Here is a 15,268-nt window from a genome sequence, read left to right as displayed (position 1 = left end):
AGCTCCAGTCTACGCCCGGTTGCTGCCAATGCATAGAAACGGCTTCAGGGGGACCCCATGAACCTGGTTGGCACGCGCATAGATGGACACCAGTTTCCCAAAACAGGGGTGGACGGACCGTACAGCAGGGAGCAGGATTGTGCCATGAAAACCCAAGACGCACTCCTCAAGCAGGTCAGCATCAAAGCCGAGGAATCCACCCTCGTGGCCACGTTCGACGTCGACGGCGACATTCCCGACTCCGGTGCTTTTGTGGTGGGCCTGGTTGCCGCAACCCCTGACTATTCGTCCCAGCGAAGGCTCGGCATCGAATTCATGAACGGGAAGGCTGTTTCCTTCTTCTCGTTCAACCATGACCAAAGCGGCGAGGAGAACTACGACCTCTCGGGCGTGACCCATTCAGGGAGCACCATTACCGGCCACTTCCCCCTGGCCGCCATCAACGGGCTCAGCGAGAAGCACCTCATCAGCGGTTTCAGTGAGGCGGACGGCCGGGACTACCAGTCCGGTGTCCCCGTAGAGGAAAATCTGTAACAGCTGGACTGCCGCGGCAGTTCAGCTGTTCTGTTTGTGGACCCGCATCTCCAGCTCGATGAATCCGGAGATCATGGCCCGGTAGGTGGATTCCACAATGTCCGGGTCGATGTCCTTTTTCACGGCGGCTGAACGCACGTGCTCGATGATTTTTTCTACACGGTCAGGCGCACGGACCTCGGCGTCATCGCCTTTCAGCGTTCCGGCGATCTTGATCAGCCGTTCACGGCGGGCGATGAGGGTGACAATTTGCTCATCCACCTCATCAACAGCAACCCGGACGGCAGCGAGCTGTTCCTTGTCGGCCAGGGCGTCCCTATCGTTTCCTTGAATTGTTGCCATCGTCTGACAGTATCGAAGCATGCAACCCAGAGTCGACTTCATTTCACTCGGCGTCCGCAGCGTTCCGGTGTCCCGCGCGTTCTATGTTGACGGCCTCGGCTGGCCGGTCCACAAGGAGGTGGCCGGCGACGTGGTGTTCATCCAGGTCAACCACGGCTTGGTGCTCTCGCTCTGGGACGCAGGGCAGATGCAGGCCGAGGCCGGCGTCGCTGCGCCCGGTCCGGCGCCCTGCATCACCCTGAGCCACAATCTTGGCAGTGCCGAGGAGGTGGACAGGGTAATGGCAGAGGGAGCAGCGGCCGGCGCCACTGTTGTCGCCGAACCTGTCACCCAGCCCTGGGGCGGCTACAGCGGTTACATCGCCGATCCGGACGGCTTCCGTTGGGAGATTGCGTACAACCCGTCCTGGACAGTGGACGACGGCGGCAGAGTCACCGTCTGAGCCAATCCCGCCCGCCGCCGGGCTGTTGAAGCCGAGTGGCTAGAACAGCGCCTCCACCGGCCGGATGAGTTCCGGCCCGTTATTGCGGACGTTGCCTACCTCCTTGCCCACCGAGTCGACGTGCCAGTCTGCCGCAACATCCTTGACCCCAGACCGCACCAGGTCCACCAGACCGGCGGCGTCATCCACCTCAGGATCCAGCCAGGCCTGCATGGTGGCTTTATCCATGGGCAGGGGGACCCGGTCATGCAGCGCCGTCAGCTTGCCGAACACAGTGGATTCGGACCCGGGCGGCGGGGTGTCAGTAGTCAGGATCGACGTCGACAGCATCCACTGCCCCGGCTCGCCGGCGGGCACCGAAGGGTCCCGCCACCATTCGTAGAGCCCGGCAAACACCAGTCCCCGGTTTTCGCCGGGGTGCACGTAGTAGGGCTGCTTGGACTTGCCGGGCCCCTGCTTCCATTCGTAATAGCCGTCGGCGGGGACCGCGCAGCGGCGGGACTGCACGGCCTTGCGGAACGCCGGCTTCTCCAGTACCGATTCGCTCCGGGCGTTGATCATCCGGGAACCAATCCCGGGATCCTTCGCCCACGATGGAACCAGGCCCCACCGGGCCACGTGCAGCTGCCTCACCTGTTTCCGGGCGGGGCCGTCATCGATCAGCCGTTCCAGGACGATGGGGACGCCGTCGGTGGGTGCCACGTTCCAGGAGGGGGGAATGCTTACCTCGTCCTCCAATTCGGCGTCGAACTCGGCCAAAAGGTCCCCCACGGCCCGTGCCATCACATAGCGTCCACACATGGCTCCAGCATGCCATCGGCGTCACAGGCTGTCATCCGGAGCGAAGGACCGGCCGAAGGCACCGGGGAATACGGGCCGGCACGTTACCGTTGACAGGAACGGACCCTACAACCGAACACAGAGGAGAACCCTGTGGACTTCACTCCCGAATCCGGCACCATCACCATGTTTTCCACCACCTGGTGCGGCTACTGCAACCGGCTGAAGAAGCAGCTGGACGCGCAGGGCATTGGCTATACCGAGATCAACATCGAGGAAGTGGAAGGCACCGCCGAACTCGTGGAGCAGCTGAACGGCGGAAACCGCACCGTTCCCACGGTCCTGTTCCCGGACGGCACCGCCGCCACCAACCCGTCCGCTGCCGAGGTCAAGACGCGCCTGGCCGCGTAGTTGTCCCTGCGGCCGGATCGCCGCTGCACCACCACATTACGCGGGTCATGCCCCCAGGCTGCTGAAGGAAGCAGATTCAAGGGTGGCATGGTCCGCGTAGGTTTTAAGCAGGGCGTCCTCCACGGCCGGCACATCCACGCCGGGCACGAGGTCCTCGACGGCGCCGGCAGTGGCGGAATCCCAGTCCAGCTCCAGGGCGGCGTAGCTGTCCGTGAGGACTTTGCGGATGGGCGCGGAGTTCTCCACAACAATCACGGAGCTGAACAGCCAGCCGCCGGACACCACCCGCTGTGCCGTGCCCACCAGCTTGATCCGCGATCCGTCTGCGGGCGCCGTGCCGTGCACGCTGAACTCGCCGGGGCAGTATTCCCCCGGGATCTCCCCCACACCGGCCTGCACGCCAACCGATTGCAGTGCGTCGGCAAACAGTTGTCCGAAGTATCCGAAGCGGGTTTTTGAACCTGCGATCGCGTCCGCGTCCGGTTCGATGTGGTCCACAACCAAGGTCCCCCGGTGGTAGGCAGCAGCCCGTCCGCCGGCCCTGCGGACCAACGGTTCGAAGCCGTTGTCGCGGCACGCCCGGGCTGCTGCCTCAAACCCGGGCAGGCGCGTATCGCGCTGGCCGAAGGCGACAGTGGGCTCGGGGCGGTACAGCCGCAGGGTGGGGCCGATCTCCCCGGCCTTTGCCCTGGCCAGCAGCTCAAGGCCGAATTCGAGGTCCCGCCCGGCCCCGAGAGAGGTGTCCTGCCGGACCACGGTAAGTGTGCGCGTCGCGGGAACGGCGTGTTGCATGGTGCTGGACTCCCTTGGTCATTGTGCGGTTGGCCCAAACCTAGGTTACGGGCAGCCGGCGCCGGGGCGGGGCCCGGCCGCCCGGCAGGGGCAAGAGCCCGGACAGTTGTCAGGTCCTGCGCAGCGTGAGGATCTGTTCTGCCCGCCCGAACGGGCCCTGCAAATCATGCAGGACGGTGGACGTAAGCCCGATGCCGTCGGCGCCGAAAGAAACCGCATTGTCCAGCCCGAGCCACTCGCCTTCCGGCCGGCGGTACATATGGATCTGCAGGTCCAGGTTGGGGAACGCATAGCTGTCCCTGCCGGGCGGCACCCGCGCCGCGATGCCGTTGGCTGTGTCCACCAGGCCGATCAGGCGGGCCATGTCGCTGCTGTCCTCCCGGTCGGTCAAGGGATGGCCGGTGCGCAGCCAGACCTTGCCTGCTCCGGGCCGGTGCCCTTCGGCGGCCCGCATCTCCAGGGACCTGATGTAGCCGCCGGGCCAGACGGCGGCGCCGTCGTAGGGCTTGCACTCGTCCGGCCCCTGAATCGCCGCGTCCTCGGTGGCAGCCACCGCGGCGGTGTCGCTGGTGGCCATCCGCCAGGCAGTTGCCCGGATGGCAGCCCGGCCGCCGGCAACCATCTCGGCCTGCAGCAGCTCAATGGTCCTGCCCGGGCGGAGGACGGATGTATCGATGTGAAATTCTCCGCCGGGAATGAGACCCAGAATTTCGTAGCTGAGCCGCGCCATCCGCATGTCCGGGCGCGGCTGGTGGCGTTCCAGGGCCTCCGCCAGCAGTCCGGAAGCCGGCGCCATGTGCTGCTCGTGGACGTTCCAGGCACCCTGGGCATGAATGGTGGAGCGGAACCTTCCCCCGCCCAGGGCCTGGTAGTAGGCATTGCCTTCCGCGAGCCCGGGAAGCTCTTCCGTCACTGCCGGCCTTTCAGTGAAGTTTTCAGTCAAGTGCCACTCACTCTATCCGCCGGGATGATGCAGGACGGACCGGCGCGGAAAGTTGGACCGGCGAAATGTTTGAGTTTGGGGGAAGACTGCGGACTAGACTCAGGAACTGGTCCTGTCACCATCCCTCGAAAAGAGGTGTCCATGCGCGTCATCAGTTACAACCTCCGCAAGCACAAGGCCAGCGGGGAACTCCTCGCCCTTGCCCGGAACCATGCCATCGATGCGCTCTGCCTCCAGGAGGTGGATGCCAGCGACCTCCCGGAGACCCTGGGCCCGCTCCATCTGGCACACGTCACCAAGGGCAACCGGCTGGGGCTCGCCGTCTACTACCGCACCAGCCGCTTCACCGCGCTGGACACCCAGTCCTTCGCGCTGCAGAAGTCCATGCATGACCGGGTCCTGGCGCCGGCGCACGAACGGTTGATCGGCGTGCGGGTCATGGACAACGACACGCAGCACGAGCTGGTGATCGGCTCCTTCCACGCCGCGCCACTCACCGCCTCCAACTCCCTGCGGCGGAAGCAGATCCACGCCGCGCACGCCGAACTCCTCAGCATGGGCCGCGGCCTGATGACCCTAATGGTGGGCGACTTCAACTACCCGTTCTTCACCAGGAACCTGCACATCCACATGAAGAAGTCCGGGTATGCCCTGTCCCTGAGCAACCACCGCACGTACACCCGCTACAAGGTGTTCAAGGGGCACTTCGACTTCGCCACGTCGCTGGGACTGGACATCCAGAGCGTGGAGACGCTGCCGCGCGGCAACTCGGACCACCTTCCCATCCTGGTCACGGCCGAGTACGGCCCGGATTACTAGGAGGGGCCGGAAAGACGGCTAGGAAGCCAGCCGCCGCCGCAGGTCGGGCCAGGCGGCGGCGAAGCCCGGGTGCAGTTCCTTGCCTTCCACCCCGTCCAACGGCACCCACAGCAGTTCGATGCTTTCGGGGTCGCTGATTACGGGGTCGAACGGCTCGTTCACCAGCACCACCACGGTGGTGTAGGACCAGTAGCCCAGATCCAGGAGCGAGGTAAACAGCACCTCCACACCCTCCGGCGGTACGGCCGCTTCCTCATTGGCTTCCCGGAGGGCGCCGGCGACGGCATCCTCACCCTGGTGCAGGGCTCCGCCGGGCAGTCCCCAGGTTCCCCCGTTATCGCTCCAGACCGCACGGTGCTGCAGCAGCACTCCCTTGTCGGGGTCGTACGCAAGCACGCCGGCAGCGCCGAACCGGCCCCAGAATCGCCCCCGGTCCCCTTCCACCCAGGCGTCGCCAGGATCACGGGGACCGGTGCGGACAGGCGGGGTGGCGGACGCGGCTGAGGCCAGTGAATGATCCATCAATCCAGTCTGACAGGTACGTTGCGCCCGGCCCAGCACACGGACCGCGCGTCAGTGGCCGTGCCCGCGTTCGACGGCGAAATCACCGCCGGGATACATGATGGTTTCGTGCCCGTCGTCAAAGCGGACCAGGTAAGGCGGGGTTCCGTCCTGGCCCCGCACCTCCAGGATCACCCCGTGACGGTCCGTAGAACCAACATGCCGGCCGTGGACGATGATGCGGTCGCCCTGCGCTGCCTCCATGGCAATCACCTCCCAGCCCCCAGATTACGACTCCCACGCGCGCCGGAACAGGCCGGCATGGCAGGATTTCGATATGCCGCTCAACCTGGTCCTGCTTGCCGATACCCACGTTCCCAAGCGCGCCCGGGACCTGCCGGCCCAGGTGTGGGCCGCCGTCGAACGCGCCGACGTTGTGTTCCACGCCGGAGACTGGGTTGGGGCGCCGCTGCTGGACGAATTCGAGCGGCGGAGCCGCTCCCTGCTGGGCGTCTACGGCAACAACGACGGCCCGGAACTGCGCGGCCGCCTGCCGGAAACCCTGCACGCCACGCTGGAGGGCGTCCGTTTTGCGATGGTGCATGAAACCGGCCAGGCCAAGGGCCGGGAGCAGCGCTGCGAAGCGCTGTATCCCGAGGCCGACGTCCTGGTGTTCGGGCACAGCCACATTCCCTGGGACACCACTTCCGCCGGCGGCCTGCGGCTGTTGAACCCCGGTTCGCCAACGGACCGCCGACGCCAGCCAGTGTGCACGTACATGACGGCAAGGGTTGACGACGGCAGGTTGGCCGAGGTGCAGCTGGTGGAAGTTGGGCCGAAGTAACCGCACGGGTTGGCAGCAGGCCTTCGGGTGCCTAGGCTGGAACGGTAAGCATGCTTAGCTTCTTGGAATCCACCAGCAATCAGGAGGACCACCATGACAGACCAGTACACGTTCCGTAACCCGGTCACTGCCTATGAACACATCTCCCCGCCCCAGCAGCACCAGCCCGAGCCCGGCCTGGATGCAGAATTGACGCCCAAGGCGGACCTTGGCGAGGAGACCTACCGCGGGACCGGCCGGCTGGAGGGCCGGAAGGCAATCGTCACCGGAGCGGATTCCGGGATCGGTGCAGCGACCGCCATCGCTTTCGCCCGCGAGGGTGCCGACGTCGTGCTGTCCTACCTGCCGCAGGAGGAAGAGGACGCGGCCCGGATTGCCGGCATTATCGAAGCCGCCGGCCGCAAAGCGGTGAAGGTGCCGGGCGACCTCAAGGACCCGGGGGTCTGCCGGGACGTGGTGGACACAGCCGTGGCGGTTTTGGGCGGCATCGACATCCTGGTCAACAACGCCGGGAAGCAGGTGGCCCAGGAGAACCTGACGGACATCACGGACGAACAGTTCGACCACACGCTCAAAACCAATGTGTATGCCATGTTCTGGCTGACCAAGGCCGCCCTGCCGCATATGCCGGCCGGGTCCACCATCATCAACACCACGTCGGTGCAGGCGTACAACCCGTCGCCCACGCTGTTGGATTACGCAACCACCAAGGGCAGCATCAACAACTTCACCAAGGGCCTGGCGCAGCAGCTGGCGCCCAAGGGCATCCGGGTGAACGCTGTTGCCCCCGGCCCCATCTGGACACCACTGCAGGTCAGCAGCGGCCAGCCCAAGGAGGACCTGCCGGAGTTCGGGCAGTCCACTCCCCTGGGCCGGGCCGGCCAGCCGGCTGAACTGGCGCCGGCGTACGTGTTCCTCGCCTCGCCGGAGTCCAGCTATGTGGTGGGCGAAACCCTCAACGTTAACGGCGGCAGCCCGACTCCCTAGGGGTTATTCCCCGTCCTGGTCAGCCAGCAGCGCATCTGTGGCTTCGTCGGGCTGTCCGTCGAAGAACTGCGCCAGGACCGTCTTGAACACCGTCTCGCCGGGCGCGGCGCGGAGGAACAGCGTCATGGACGACTGCAGTTTGCGGGCGTCTATGCCGCCCAGGATGTCTTCCGCGGAGCGCCCGGCGTGTGTGGTGAGGGCCTGGGCGCATTCAAGCAGGCGCGGACCAAGCACCTCGTGGTCGAGGTACTCCCGGGCTTCCGCCAGTGAACTGATCGCGTACCTGCGGGAGGTGGCACTCTGCCCCAGGCCGGCGACCTGGGGAAAGATGAACCACATCCAGTGGCCCGTCTTGCTGCCGAGCTGCAGTTCAGCCAGGGCCTGGCCGTAGGTCCCGCCGCTGTCCTGGGCCGACACAAAGCGCTCCAGGCCATAGGGATCGTTCATGGTTGTCTCCTTCGCGTAGCGGCACCGGAGTGGACGGCACCTGGGTCCTGTTCCTGCTCCAGCCGGGCGGCCGCCTGCCGCAGCCGGCCGTCCGCGTCCCCGGCCCAGCGTGCCAGCACCACGTCCGCCCGCCGCCGGTCCCGGCCGGGGAGCCCCGCCAAAAGGGGCGCCACAACGTCTGACACCAGGGGGTCAGCCAGTTCCGGCGTTTGTGCTGACCGGAGGAAGCCTTCGATCCGGGTCAGGTCGGAGTGCCGCAACATGCCTGCCCGGCTCTGCAGCAGCACGACGGCGGCGAGCCGGCGTTCAAACACCGGCTGCGCACCCGGGCGCGGCTGGCTCCACAGGGCGGAGGCCAGCATGACCACGGCGTCATGGTCAAGGTCCTTGAACTTCCGCAAGCCGTCGCGGACCGTTCCCCGGACGGCACCAACGGAACAGCCGTAGGAGGCAAGGACACCGCCCAGCCGCGTCCCGACGTCGTCCGCGCGGTACCAGGTGCCCTCGTTCTGCAGCGTGCGGTCAATGAATTCCGCCGCCGCGGCAACATCTTCGGTGCCGGAGGTCATCGCCGCGCCGCCCCGGCGTGGCTGATGCAGTACGGCGTCCAGGGGCGGGCTTCGAGCCGCCCCTCTGCGATGGCTTCGCCGCAGACCGCACACGTGCCGTACGTTCCTGCCGCAATCCGCGCAAGTGCTGCCTCCACCTGCTCAAGGCCGGCACTGCTCTGCTCCAGGAGCGCAGACGCCTGGGACAGTTCGAAGGCTATGGTGGCGCCCTCGGGGTCGTGTTCGTCATCCACGTTCGCATCCTGCCGTGCGGAATTGGCGGAGGCGATGTCCGCGCGAAGGTCCGGGAGCAGGGCCACCTTCCGCTGCCGCTCCTCCTCGAGCAGGATACGGAACCGCTCAAAATCAGGCATGCAGAAAGCCTAGCGCGGTGTCAGTTCGAGCTCGCGGCAACAGGGTAGCCATCCTGCCCGGCTTACCCCAGCCCGCCAAGAATGCTCCAGGAATACGTTCGTGATTTATAACTTTGTGACAAAGGAAACACGAATCGCCGGGTACCCGCTATCTCGCGAGGTCAAACGCATGTGCTAGCAACATCAAGACGTTTGCTAAATACGAGAGAACCGCCTCGTATGTTACCCAAACGTGACAATCACCCCAGGGCCGGGTTAGGGTCGTACACGTGTCCCTCCCAGACGGGACATTCCCGTCAGTATGCCGAGCCCTGCCACTGATCCGGGATTCAACCGCTTTCATGCTGGCAGGGACGGGGGAACCAAGTTTCCACGGCCGTTAAGGCCTTGGGGTTAAGTCGAATAGCGCCTTCGTCCGGTACGGGGTTGCTTTCGGCCGGGTATCTCCAACCCGAACCCGACAGCTCACCCCGCAGGCATGGGAGAGGCGATCAACCGTGTCAAAAAATTTTCCTACCGCCCGTCACCGCGCGACTCCGGCCCGCTCAATCGTGCTCCAGGGCTTGGCTGCATCGGCCAAGTCTCAGGCCCGGACGCTCGGCCGCCCGGTACTCGCCGTTGCCGCTGCATCCGGCATTGCGTTCGGTGTTGGAGCCCCGGCCCACGCAGGCGTGACCGGCCCGGACACCACCGAAACCACTAACGTCCAGGCTAACTCCGCTCCTGCAGCTGCAGTTGCTGCACCGGCCCCGGCCCCGGCAAACGTCCACACCGTGGTTTCCGGGGACACCCTGGGCGCCATCTCTGCAGCCCACGGTGTCAGCCTGAACGACGTCCTGGCCGCCAATGGCCTGGACATCTCCACCATCATCTACCCGGGCGACCAGATCACCATCCCCGGCGCCGGCTACGCGGCCCCCGCTGCCGCTCCGGTCCAGGCCGCGGCCGCTCCTGCCAACACCGGCATGAGCCTGTCCTACGCCTCCACCGCTGCCGCACCGGCACCGGCACCGGCACCGGCCCCCGCACCCGCTCCGGCCCCCGCCGGCACGGGCACTGGAGCAGCCATCCTGGCCAACGCCTACGGCCAGCTCGGCGTCCAGCAGGACTGCACCGCCATGGTGGAGAAGGCCCTGCGCGCCGTCGGCAAGTCCGTGGGCGACCTGGCTCCCGGCCAGTTCTACCAGTACGGCAGCGTTGTGGGCAGCCCGGCTCCCGGTGACCTGGTCATCACTGCCGGCCACGTTGGCGTTTACGCCGGTAACGGCCAGGTTGTCAGCGGCGGCGTTGACGGCTACAAGACTGAGGTCCACTCCATCAGCTGGCTCGGCGGCGCCTCCTTCGTTCGCGTGGCATAACCAGCCCGTATAACGAAAGCACCACGAACAAGGGCGGCAGCCGGGACACCCCGGCTGCCGCCCTTCTTTGTCAAGAGGGAAAACGCTACGTTCCGCAGAACGTCATGTAGTTGCCGAAGTCCTCAGGCGCTCCTTCCGCGTAGCGCTCCAGGCCGGGGCGCTCCTGGTAAGGAGCACGGACGGCTTCAAGGAGCCGGGTGAACGGCTCCATGTCCCCCTCGGTGGCGGCTGCGAGCGCTTCCTCCACCAGGTGGTTGCGCGGAATGTACACCGGGTTTGCCTGGTCCATCCGGTCCGCATCCGGCTTCAGGGACTGCCAGCGTTCGGCCCAGGAATCGAAGGCGGGAAGGTCAAGAACCATGCCGCGGACGGGTTTGATGTTGCCGCGCGCTGCTTTTCCGAGGTTCCGGAAAAACTGTGTGTAGTCCACGGGCCCGTCCTTGAGGATGGCAATGGCCCCGTCCACGAGTTCGGACGCTGCGTCGGACTCCGGTGTGCCGGCTTCGCTGGCCGGCAGGCCCAGTTTTGTTTTCATGCCCGTGAACCAGGCATCGCTGTACTGCTTCCGGAACGCACCGAGGGCCTCAACGGCGGGGGCAACGGCCTGCTCCTGGTCCTCGTTGATGAGCGGGAGCATTGACTCGGCGAGGCGGGCGAGGTTCCATTCGGCAATCACGGGCTGGTTCGCATAGGCGTAGCGTCCGCCGACGTCGATGGAGCTGTAAACGGCGGAAGGGTTGAAGGCATCCATGTAAGCGCAGGGGCCGTAGTCGATGGTTTCCCCGGAGATGGTCATGTTGTCCGTGTTCATCACGCCGTGGACGAATCCGACCAGCATCCATTGCGCCAGGAGCGAAGCCTGCGAGGACACCACGCCGGCGAAGAGTGCAAGGTAAGGGTTATCCGCGTCAGCGGCAGCCGGGTAGTGCCGGCTGATGGCGTGGTCCGCGAGCCGCTTGAGGAGTTCGATGTTGTCCGTTGCCCGCGCGTATTGGAAACTTCCCACCCGCAGGTGGCTGGCAGCCACCCGGGCCAGGACGGCGCCGGGCAGCATGTCGTCCCGGCGCACCTGGCGCCCTGTTCCCACCACGGCAAGGGACCGCGTGGTGGGAATGCCCAGCGCGTGCATTGCCTCGCTCACCAGGTATTCCCGCAGCATGGGCCCGACGACGGCGCGTCCGTCGCCTGCCCGCGCGAACGGCGTGCGGCCCGAGCCTTTGAGGTGGATGTCCCGGAGCCGGCCGTTGCTGTCCGTGATCTCGCCAAGGAGCAGCGCCCGGCCGTCCCCGAGCAGCGGCGAGTAGCCGCCAAACTGGTGGCCCGCATAAGCCTGGGCGACCGGCGTCGCACCTTCCGGTATCCGGTTGCCAACGAGGAGCCGCACGCCCTCGGGGGTGCGCAGGTACCCGGGATCGAGCCCCAGCTCGTCCGCCAGTGCCTCGTTCAGGACCAGGAGTTTGGGGTCCTGGGCCTCTTCCGCCTGCCAGGGCACTGCCAGTTCCGCCAGTTCCCTTGCGAAACGGCCGTCGAAATTTACCGTCGATTCTGCAGCGGTGGTCATGAATCAACCCTATCCCTGTCGTTCGTCCGCCGGTTGATCAACCAAGTAATCAGCCAAAGGAGCACGCCGATTGCCATCAGCCCGCCTGCGATCTGGTATTGGATCACGTTGCGGCCCACCCAGGGGCCCGCTAGGAAAGCGCACAGGATGGCCGCCACGAGGGGCAGGGGCCCGGGCGAGGTGAAGAACACCTTGCGGTTTGGGTCCCGCTTCCGCCGCAGCACCACGCACGCCACGTTCACCACGGTGAAGACACACAGCAGCAGGAACGCCGTGGTGCCGGAGAGGTTGGCAACGATGTTGCTCTCGGGGTCGCTGGTTACGTAGAGGATGAGTCCCAGGGCCAGGATGGTGGAGAAGGCGATGCCTGCCCATGGGGTGCGTCGGACGGGCAGGACTTTGCCCAGCGGACGCGGCAGGACGTGCTGGCGGGCCATGCCGTAAATCAGCCGGCTCGCCATCAGCATGTTGATCAAGGCGGTGTTGGCGACGGCGAAGACGGCCAGGAACGGGAAGACCCGGTCGATCGGGAAGTCCGGCGAGCCCTTGTGCACCACTTCCAGCAGCGCGGCGCCTTCCGCCTCCCGGATTCCCTCAAGTTCGGTGGGCGACAGCACGCTGACAACGGAGACTGCCACCAGCATGTAGAGCAGCACAGCAATACCAAGGCCGGTCAGCATGGTCCGCGGAAAGATCCGCTCCGGGTCCCGGGTCTCCTCCACCATGTTCACGGAGTCCTCAAAACCCACCATCGCGAAAAACGCGATGGACGTTGCGGCCGTGACGGCGAGGAACAGTCCCTTGTCCTGGTAGTCCTGGAAGACGAAGATCTCGCCGGGGTTCCCGGTGCCCTGGGCCATCACGAAGAACCCGACGCCGATGACGATGCACAGGGCAATCATTTCCACCAGCGTCAGCACCACGTTGAACTTGACGCTCTCGCCCACGCCGCGCAGGTTGATTGCCGCCAGCAGGAGCATGAAGCCGAGCGCGACGGCGGTGACGGCACCCCGCCCAGGGTCACCCATGACGCCGTTGACTTCGAGGCCGCCGAAGAAGTTTTGTGCCAGGACGTTCGCCGACGTCGAGGCACTGGTGATGCCGGAGCAGACCACGGCAAACGCCACCAGGAAGGTGATGAAGTGGATGCCGAACGCCTTGTGCGTATACAGTGCAGCGCCCGCGGCCTGCGGGTATTGCGTGACGAGTTCCAAGTAGGAGAACGCGGTCAGGGTTGCCACGACGAAGGCCAGCAGGAACGGCAGCCAGACGATACCACCCACCGTGCCGGCCATGGTCCCGGTCACCGCGTAGACACCGGCACCGAGAATGTCCCCCACGATGAACAGCAGGAGAAGCTTGGGGCCAAGAACCCGCTTCAGCGCGGGTTCGTCCCCCTCGGGAGTTGCGTCGTAGACTTCCTCCGACGTTGCGCTCATGGCCCACCTCCTTGACGGGACAACTGGTTGGACGAAGTGGTGTTTGCGGCGCTGTTGCGGCGCGGCGGAAAGGCAATCCGCTGCAGGTCGCGCGCCGCCATGACCGTCCTTTCGCCGGCACGGTCCCGGGCCTGCCGCGCAAGCAACGCCATGTCCTCGCCGTACCGGGATGAAAAGTGCGTCAATACCAGCGTCCCGGCGCCCGCCCCCTTCGCCAGCTCCCCCGCCTGCCCGGCGGTGAGGTGCCGGTATTGCTGCGCCAGCCCGCCGTCGTCGTCGCTGAAGGTGGACTCGGCAACCAGCAGGTCCGCGCCGTCGGCAAGTGCGCCGGCACCGGCGCAGGGCGCCGTGTCCATCACAAAAGCGAAGCGCTGGCCCGGCCTGGGAACGCTGACATCGTCCAGTACGACGCCGGCAAGGGCGCCCTCGCGCTGCAGGCGCCCGACGTCGGGGCCGGCTATGCCCGCTGCCGCAAGGCGTTCGGGCAGCAGGGTCCTGCCGTCCGGCTCGCTGAGGCGGTAGCCGTAGGTTTCTATGCGGTGCTTCAGCGGTTGCACTTCAAGTCCTTCGGCGATGGACCCCGCGCTGCCATGCGGGTGAAGCCGCAGGTCAATGCCCGGCGAGCTGATGGAGACCAGCGCACGGACCACGTCCTCACCGGAGGCTGGATAATGCAGGTGGACCGGATGGCCGACGCCGTCGAGGGCCATCCGGGAGAGCACGCCGGGAAGACCGAAGCAGTGGTCGCCATGAACGTGGGTGAGGCAGATCCTGGTGACCTGCGTTGCCGGGACTCCGGCATGGATCATTTGGCGCTGGGTGCCCTCGCCCGGGTCGAAGAGCAGCCCTTCCCCGTCCCAGCGCAGGAGGTACCCGTTATGGTTCCTGGTGCGGGTGGGGACCTGCGACGCGGTGCCGAGAATGACAAGTTCACGCATGGTGCCGGGGAGTCAGAAAGCAGGTTCCGGATTACTCCGGGACCTGCTTTCTGGCTTGCGGGCTCAGTGCCGCTTGAGCATGCCCATGATCCTGTGGGCCATGCCTTCTGCCCTGCCGCCCATGGCGCCGGTGGTGCGTGGCGTCCGGCCGGTGGTGTTCATCCTGTAGCCGCGGCCCGTTCCTGTGGTCCCGGTCCTGCCCGAGAGGCGTCCGGCGGCATTCCTGATCATGCTTCCCAAGTTCATGTGAAACTCCTAAGTCTTGATCCGGCCACTGACATTCATCAGTGTGCTTATCAGTCTAGTCCCGATCCTGTTTTCGGCTAGGGCAACCGGCATATTGCCCGGCACTTCAGCGTTCCAGGTCGTCCGGGTCGAACTCGCTCAGCGGGGACCCGCCGAAGTTTTCCACGTCGTCGCTGCCCTCCGCTTCCGGGCCGGTGGGGTTCTCGCCGAAGTCGACGTCGGCAACCGCCTCACCGAGGGTGGGTGTGGCGGCGGGCACCTCGTTGCCGGCCCCGTCGGCGGTGGCTTTCATGTCATCGCGCAGGGTCTGGTCACTCAGGAAGTCCTCCTCCTCGCCGGAAACCTCGTCCTGCAGCAGCGGGTCCTCCTGCCAGCGGTCCGGGTTGTTCTCCGCGGCTCCCGGATAGTCGTCCGGCTTGCCGAGGGAGACGGGGTCCAGTTCAAGGGATGCTGCGGCGCCCGGAGTCTCGTCCAGGAGCACGTCGTTTTCGTCGACGACTTCGAGTTCGTCATCCGGAAGGTTCTGTTCTGTCATGGTGATGCCCTTCTCTTTGTCGGCTGCGTGGACATAGTAAGCATACTGATGAACCGCGCAGGAGTGAACCGAGGATGTGTTTCCTGGCCACCGTCAGTGCAGAAGCCACGAACCGTCCTGCGGCGGCTCGGGCTTCCGGCGGATTTTGCGGACCAGGACAATGAAGGGCCAGGCCAGCAGTTGCAGCATGCCCGCCGCCAGAAGGAGGCCGACAATGAGAACCAGGACCGGAGAGTACAGCAGGAAGACGCCGATGCAGGCCGCGATGTAACCGCCGGCGAGCGCAAGAAGCGCCCCAGTGTCCATGGGAACTCCTCGAAGTTTGATTGGTGTGCAGTGATTGGCGGGACTGCATCGTGCCGCCAGGGGAGCGAAGAGGCGTGGGAACGCGGCAGGAACCGCAAAGCGGGAGGAGTTCGAACGGCTG

Annotated in this window: 22 protein-coding genes and 1 riboswitch; of the genes, 7 read left to right on the top strand and 15 right to left on the bottom strand. The window is 65.8% G+C overall.

Annotation, left to right across the window (positions count from 1 at the left end):
* Positions 1-144: 144 nt before the first annotated feature.
* Complete coding sequence (locus FDW83_RS00760; protein WP_138135715.1) at positions 145-534, top strand: hypothetical protein; 390 nt, start codon at positions 145-147, stop codon at positions 532-534.
* Between the two features lie 21 nt (positions 535-555).
* Here FDW83_RS00760 and FDW83_RS00755 read toward each other — a convergent pair whose 3' ends face one another.
* On the bottom strand, positions 556-876 hold the full coding sequence (locus FDW83_RS00755) for a chorismate mutase (protein ID WP_138135714.1): 321 nt from the start codon (positions 874-876) through the stop codon (positions 556-558).
* A gap of 19 nt (positions 877-895) precedes the next feature.
* Between FDW83_RS00755 and FDW83_RS00750 the strand changes: the two genes are divergently transcribed.
* On the top strand, positions 896-1,318 hold the full coding sequence (locus FDW83_RS00750) for a VOC family protein (RefSeq protein WP_138135713.1): 423 nt from the start codon (positions 896-898) through the stop codon (positions 1,316-1,318).
* Positions 1,319-1,357: 39 nt separating this feature from the next.
* On the opposite strand, the gene FDW83_RS00745 is transcribed toward FDW83_RS00750, so the two are convergent.
* Positions 1,358-2,119, bottom strand: a complete 762-nt coding sequence (locus FDW83_RS00745) for an SOS response-associated peptidase (protein WP_138135712.1) — start codon at positions 2,117-2,119, stop codon at positions 1,358-1,360.
* Positions 2,120-2,251: 132 nt separating this feature from the next.
* On the opposite strand from FDW83_RS00745, the gene FDW83_RS00740 reads away from it, so the two are divergent.
* Positions 2,252-2,509, top strand: a complete 258-nt coding sequence (locus tag FDW83_RS00740) for a mycoredoxin (RefSeq protein ID WP_079596246.1) — start codon at positions 2,252-2,254, stop codon at positions 2,507-2,509.
* 45 nt (positions 2,510-2,554) lie between these two features.
* Here FDW83_RS00740 and FDW83_RS00735 read toward each other — a convergent pair whose 3' ends face one another.
* Positions 2,555-3,301: a lipoate--protein ligase family protein gene (locus FDW83_RS00735; RefSeq protein WP_138135711.1), complete on the bottom strand. Its 747-nt coding sequence runs from the start codon at positions 3,299-3,301 to the stop codon at positions 2,555-2,557.
* A 109-nt stretch (positions 3,302-3,410) separates the two neighbouring features.
* The gene (locus tag FDW83_RS00730) at positions 3,411-4,214 is read right to left on the bottom strand and encodes a thioesterase family protein (RefSeq protein ID WP_138136088.1); all 804 of its coding nucleotides are present in this window, start codon (positions 4,212-4,214) and stop codon (positions 3,411-3,413) included.
* 171 nt (positions 4,215-4,385) lie between these two features.
* On the opposite strand from FDW83_RS00730, the gene FDW83_RS00725 reads away from it, so the two are divergent.
* Positions 4,386-5,063 (top strand): endonuclease/exonuclease/phosphatase family protein, encoded by a 678-nt coding sequence (locus FDW83_RS00725; RefSeq protein WP_138135710.1) that lies wholly within the window; start codon positions 4,386-4,388, stop codon positions 5,061-5,063.
* 18 nt (positions 5,064-5,081) lie between these two features.
* Here the strand turns inward: FDW83_RS00725 and FDW83_RS00720 are convergent, their stop codons facing one another.
* Together FDW83_RS00720 and FDW83_RS00715 are read right to left on the bottom strand one after the other, a co-directional pair.
* Positions 5,082-5,585 (bottom strand): NUDIX domain-containing protein, encoded by a 504-nt coding sequence (locus FDW83_RS00720; RefSeq protein ID WP_138135709.1) that lies wholly within the window; start codon positions 5,583-5,585, stop codon positions 5,082-5,084.
* Positions 5,586-5,636: 51 nt separating this feature from the next.
* A complete protein-coding gene (locus FDW83_RS00715) occupies positions 5,637-5,828 on the bottom strand; it encodes a DUF1918 domain-containing protein (RefSeq protein WP_138135708.1) in 192 nt (63 codons plus the stop codon).
* A 73-nt stretch (positions 5,829-5,901) separates the two neighbouring features.
* Between FDW83_RS00715 and FDW83_RS00710 the strand changes: the two genes are divergently transcribed.
* Both FDW83_RS00710 and FDW83_RS00705 read left to right on the top strand, forming a co-directional pair.
* A complete protein-coding gene (locus FDW83_RS00710) occupies positions 5,902-6,408 on the top strand; it encodes a metallophosphoesterase (RefSeq protein ID WP_138136087.1) in 507 nt (168 codons plus the stop codon).
* A 93-nt stretch (positions 6,409-6,501) separates the two neighbouring features.
* Positions 6,502-7,395, top strand: a complete 894-nt coding sequence (locus tag FDW83_RS00705) for a glucose 1-dehydrogenase (RefSeq protein WP_138135707.1) — start codon at positions 6,502-6,504, stop codon at positions 7,393-7,395.
* A gap of 3 nt (positions 7,396-7,398) precedes the next feature.
* On the opposite strand, the gene FDW83_RS00700 is transcribed toward FDW83_RS00705, so the two are convergent.
* The 3 genes from FDW83_RS00700 to FDW83_RS00690 are packed head-to-tail and all read right to left on the bottom strand — an operon-like array spanning position 7,399 to position 8,764.
* Complete coding sequence (locus FDW83_RS00700) at positions 7,399-7,842, bottom strand: DUF1810 domain-containing protein (RefSeq protein ID WP_138135706.1); 444 nt, start codon at positions 7,840-7,842, stop codon at positions 7,399-7,401.
* Positions 7,839-8,411 (bottom strand): DNA alkylation repair protein, encoded by a 573-nt coding sequence (locus tag FDW83_RS00695; RefSeq protein ID WP_138135705.1) that lies wholly within the window; start codon positions 8,409-8,411, stop codon positions 7,839-7,841. Before FDW83_RS00695 ends, FDW83_RS00700 begins: the two co-directional genes overlap by 4 nt.
* Positions 8,408-8,764: a TraR/DksA C4-type zinc finger protein gene (locus FDW83_RS00690; RefSeq protein WP_138135704.1), complete on the bottom strand. Its 357-nt coding sequence runs from the start codon at positions 8,762-8,764 to the stop codon at positions 8,408-8,410. Before FDW83_RS00690 ends, FDW83_RS00695 begins: the two co-directional genes overlap by 4 nt.
* 321 nt (positions 8,765-9,085) lie before the next feature.
* Positions 9,086-9,258, top strand: a riboswitch (cyclic di-AMP (ydaO/yuaA leader).
* Positions 9,259-9,261: 3 nt separating this feature from the next.
* Here FDW83_RS00690 and FDW83_RS00685 point away from each other — a divergent pair.
* Positions 9,262-10,122, top strand: coding sequence for a LysM peptidoglycan-binding domain-containing protein (locus tag FDW83_RS00685; protein ID WP_138135703.1), 861 nt, complete (start codon positions 9,262-9,264; stop codon positions 10,120-10,122).
* A gap of 85 nt (positions 10,123-10,207) precedes the next feature.
* Here the strand turns inward: FDW83_RS00685 and FDW83_RS00680 are convergent, their stop codons facing one another.
* From FDW83_RS00680 to FDW83_RS00655, 6 genes are all read right to left on the bottom strand, one after another.
* Positions 10,208-11,683 (bottom strand): YdiU family protein, encoded by a 1,476-nt coding sequence (locus tag FDW83_RS00680; protein ID WP_138135702.1) that lies wholly within the window; start codon positions 11,681-11,683, stop codon positions 10,208-10,210.
* Complete coding sequence (locus FDW83_RS00675) at positions 11,680-13,122, bottom strand: APC family permease (RefSeq protein WP_138135701.1); 1,443 nt, start codon at positions 13,120-13,122, stop codon at positions 11,680-11,682. The genes FDW83_RS00680 and FDW83_RS00675 overlap by 4 nt, the downstream gene beginning before the upstream one ends.
* Positions 13,119-14,060, bottom strand: coding sequence for a ribonuclease Z (locus tag FDW83_RS00670; RefSeq protein ID WP_138135700.1), 942 nt, complete (start codon positions 14,058-14,060; stop codon positions 13,119-13,121). The genes FDW83_RS00675 and FDW83_RS00670 overlap by 4 nt, the downstream gene beginning before the upstream one ends.
* Before the next feature lie 63 nt (positions 14,061-14,123).
* Complete coding sequence (locus tag FDW83_RS00665) at positions 14,124-14,306, bottom strand: hypothetical protein (RefSeq protein ID WP_138135699.1); 183 nt, start codon at positions 14,304-14,306, stop codon at positions 14,124-14,126.
* Between the two features lie 106 nt (positions 14,307-14,412).
* Positions 14,413-14,841 carry a hypothetical protein gene (locus tag FDW83_RS00660; protein ID WP_138135698.1) on the bottom strand — a complete coding sequence of 143 codons (429 nt, stop codon included), beginning with the start codon at positions 14,839-14,841 and terminating at the stop codon, positions 14,413-14,415.
* A 93-nt stretch (positions 14,842-14,934) separates the two neighbouring features.
* Positions 14,935-15,147 (bottom strand): hypothetical protein, encoded by a 213-nt coding sequence (locus tag FDW83_RS00655; RefSeq protein ID WP_138135697.1) that lies wholly within the window; start codon positions 15,145-15,147, stop codon positions 14,935-14,937.
* Between the last annotated feature and the right edge of the window lie 121 nt (positions 15,148-15,268).

It is taken from the genome of Pseudarthrobacter sp. NamE2 (genome assembly GCF_005796205.1).
Lineage (GTDB): Bacteria > Actinomycetota > Actinomycetes > Actinomycetales > Micrococcaceae > Arthrobacter.
Note: the sequence above shows the minus strand (reverse complement) of the source record. Positions and strands in the feature narration are given on the sequence as shown.

Coding starts and splice junctions, on each gene's coding strand:
- FDW83_RS00700 (WP_138135706.1), bottom strand. CDS start 7,842: ATGAACGATCCCTATGGCCTGGAGCGCTTTGTGTCGGCCCAGGACAGC.
- FDW83_RS00745 (WP_138135712.1), bottom strand. CDS start 2,119: ATGTGTGGACGCTATGTGATGGCACGGGCCGTGGGGGACCTTTTGGCC.
- FDW83_RS00760 (WP_138135715.1), top strand. CDS start 145: ATGAAAACCCAAGACGCACTCCTCAAGCAGGTCAGCATCAAAGCCGAG.
- FDW83_RS00710 (WP_138136087.1), top strand. CDS start 5,902: ATGCCGCTCAACCTGGTCCTGCTTGCCGATACCCACGTTCCCAAGCGC.
- FDW83_RS00670 (WP_138135700.1), bottom strand. CDS start 14,060: ATGCGTGAACTTGTCATTCTCGGCACCGCGTCGCAGGTCCCCACCCGC.
- FDW83_RS00735 (WP_138135711.1), bottom strand. CDS start 3,301: ATGCAACACGCCGTTCCCGCGACGCGCACACTTACCGTGGTCCGGCAG.
- FDW83_RS00660 (WP_138135698.1), bottom strand. CDS start 14,841: ATGACAGAACAGAACCTTCCGGATGACGAACTCGAAGTCGTCGACGAA.
- FDW83_RS00665 (WP_138135699.1), bottom strand. CDS start 14,306: ATGAACTTGGGAAGCATGATCAGGAATGCCGCCGGACGCCTCTCGGGC.
- FDW83_RS00755 (WP_138135714.1), bottom strand. CDS start 876: ATGGCAACAATTCAAGGAAACGATAGGGACGCCCTGGCCGACAAGGAA.
- FDW83_RS00695 (WP_138135705.1), bottom strand. CDS start 8,411: ATGACCTCCGGCACCGAAGATGTTGCCGCGGCGGCGGAATTCATTGAC.
- FDW83_RS00690 (WP_138135704.1), bottom strand. CDS start 8,764: ATGCCTGATTTTGAGCGGTTCCGTATCCTGCTCGAGGAGGAGCGGCAG.
- FDW83_RS00675 (WP_138135701.1), bottom strand. CDS start 13,122: ATGAGCGCAACGTCGGAGGAAGTCTACGACGCAACTCCCGAGGGGGAC.
- FDW83_RS00720 (WP_138135709.1), bottom strand. CDS start 5,585: ATGGATCATTCACTGGCCTCAGCCGCGTCCGCCACCCCGCCTGTCCGC.
- FDW83_RS00680 (WP_138135702.1), bottom strand. CDS start 11,683: ATGACCACCGCTGCAGAATCGACGGTAAATTTCGACGGCCGTTTCGCA.
- FDW83_RS00705 (WP_138135707.1), top strand. CDS start 6,502: ATGACAGACCAGTACACGTTCCGTAACCCGGTCACTGCCTATGAACAC.
- FDW83_RS00750 (WP_138135713.1), top strand. CDS start 896: ATGCAACCCAGAGTCGACTTCATTTCACTCGGCGTCCGCAGCGTTCCG.
- FDW83_RS00725 (WP_138135710.1), top strand. CDS start 4,386: ATGCGCGTCATCAGTTACAACCTCCGCAAGCACAAGGCCAGCGGGGAA.
- FDW83_RS00715 (WP_138135708.1), bottom strand. CDS start 5,828: ATGGAGGCAGCGCAGGGCGACCGCATCATCGTCCACGGCCGGCATGTT.
- FDW83_RS00655 (WP_138135697.1), bottom strand. CDS start 15,147: ATGGACACTGGGGCGCTTCTTGCGCTCGCCGGCGGTTACATCGCGGCC.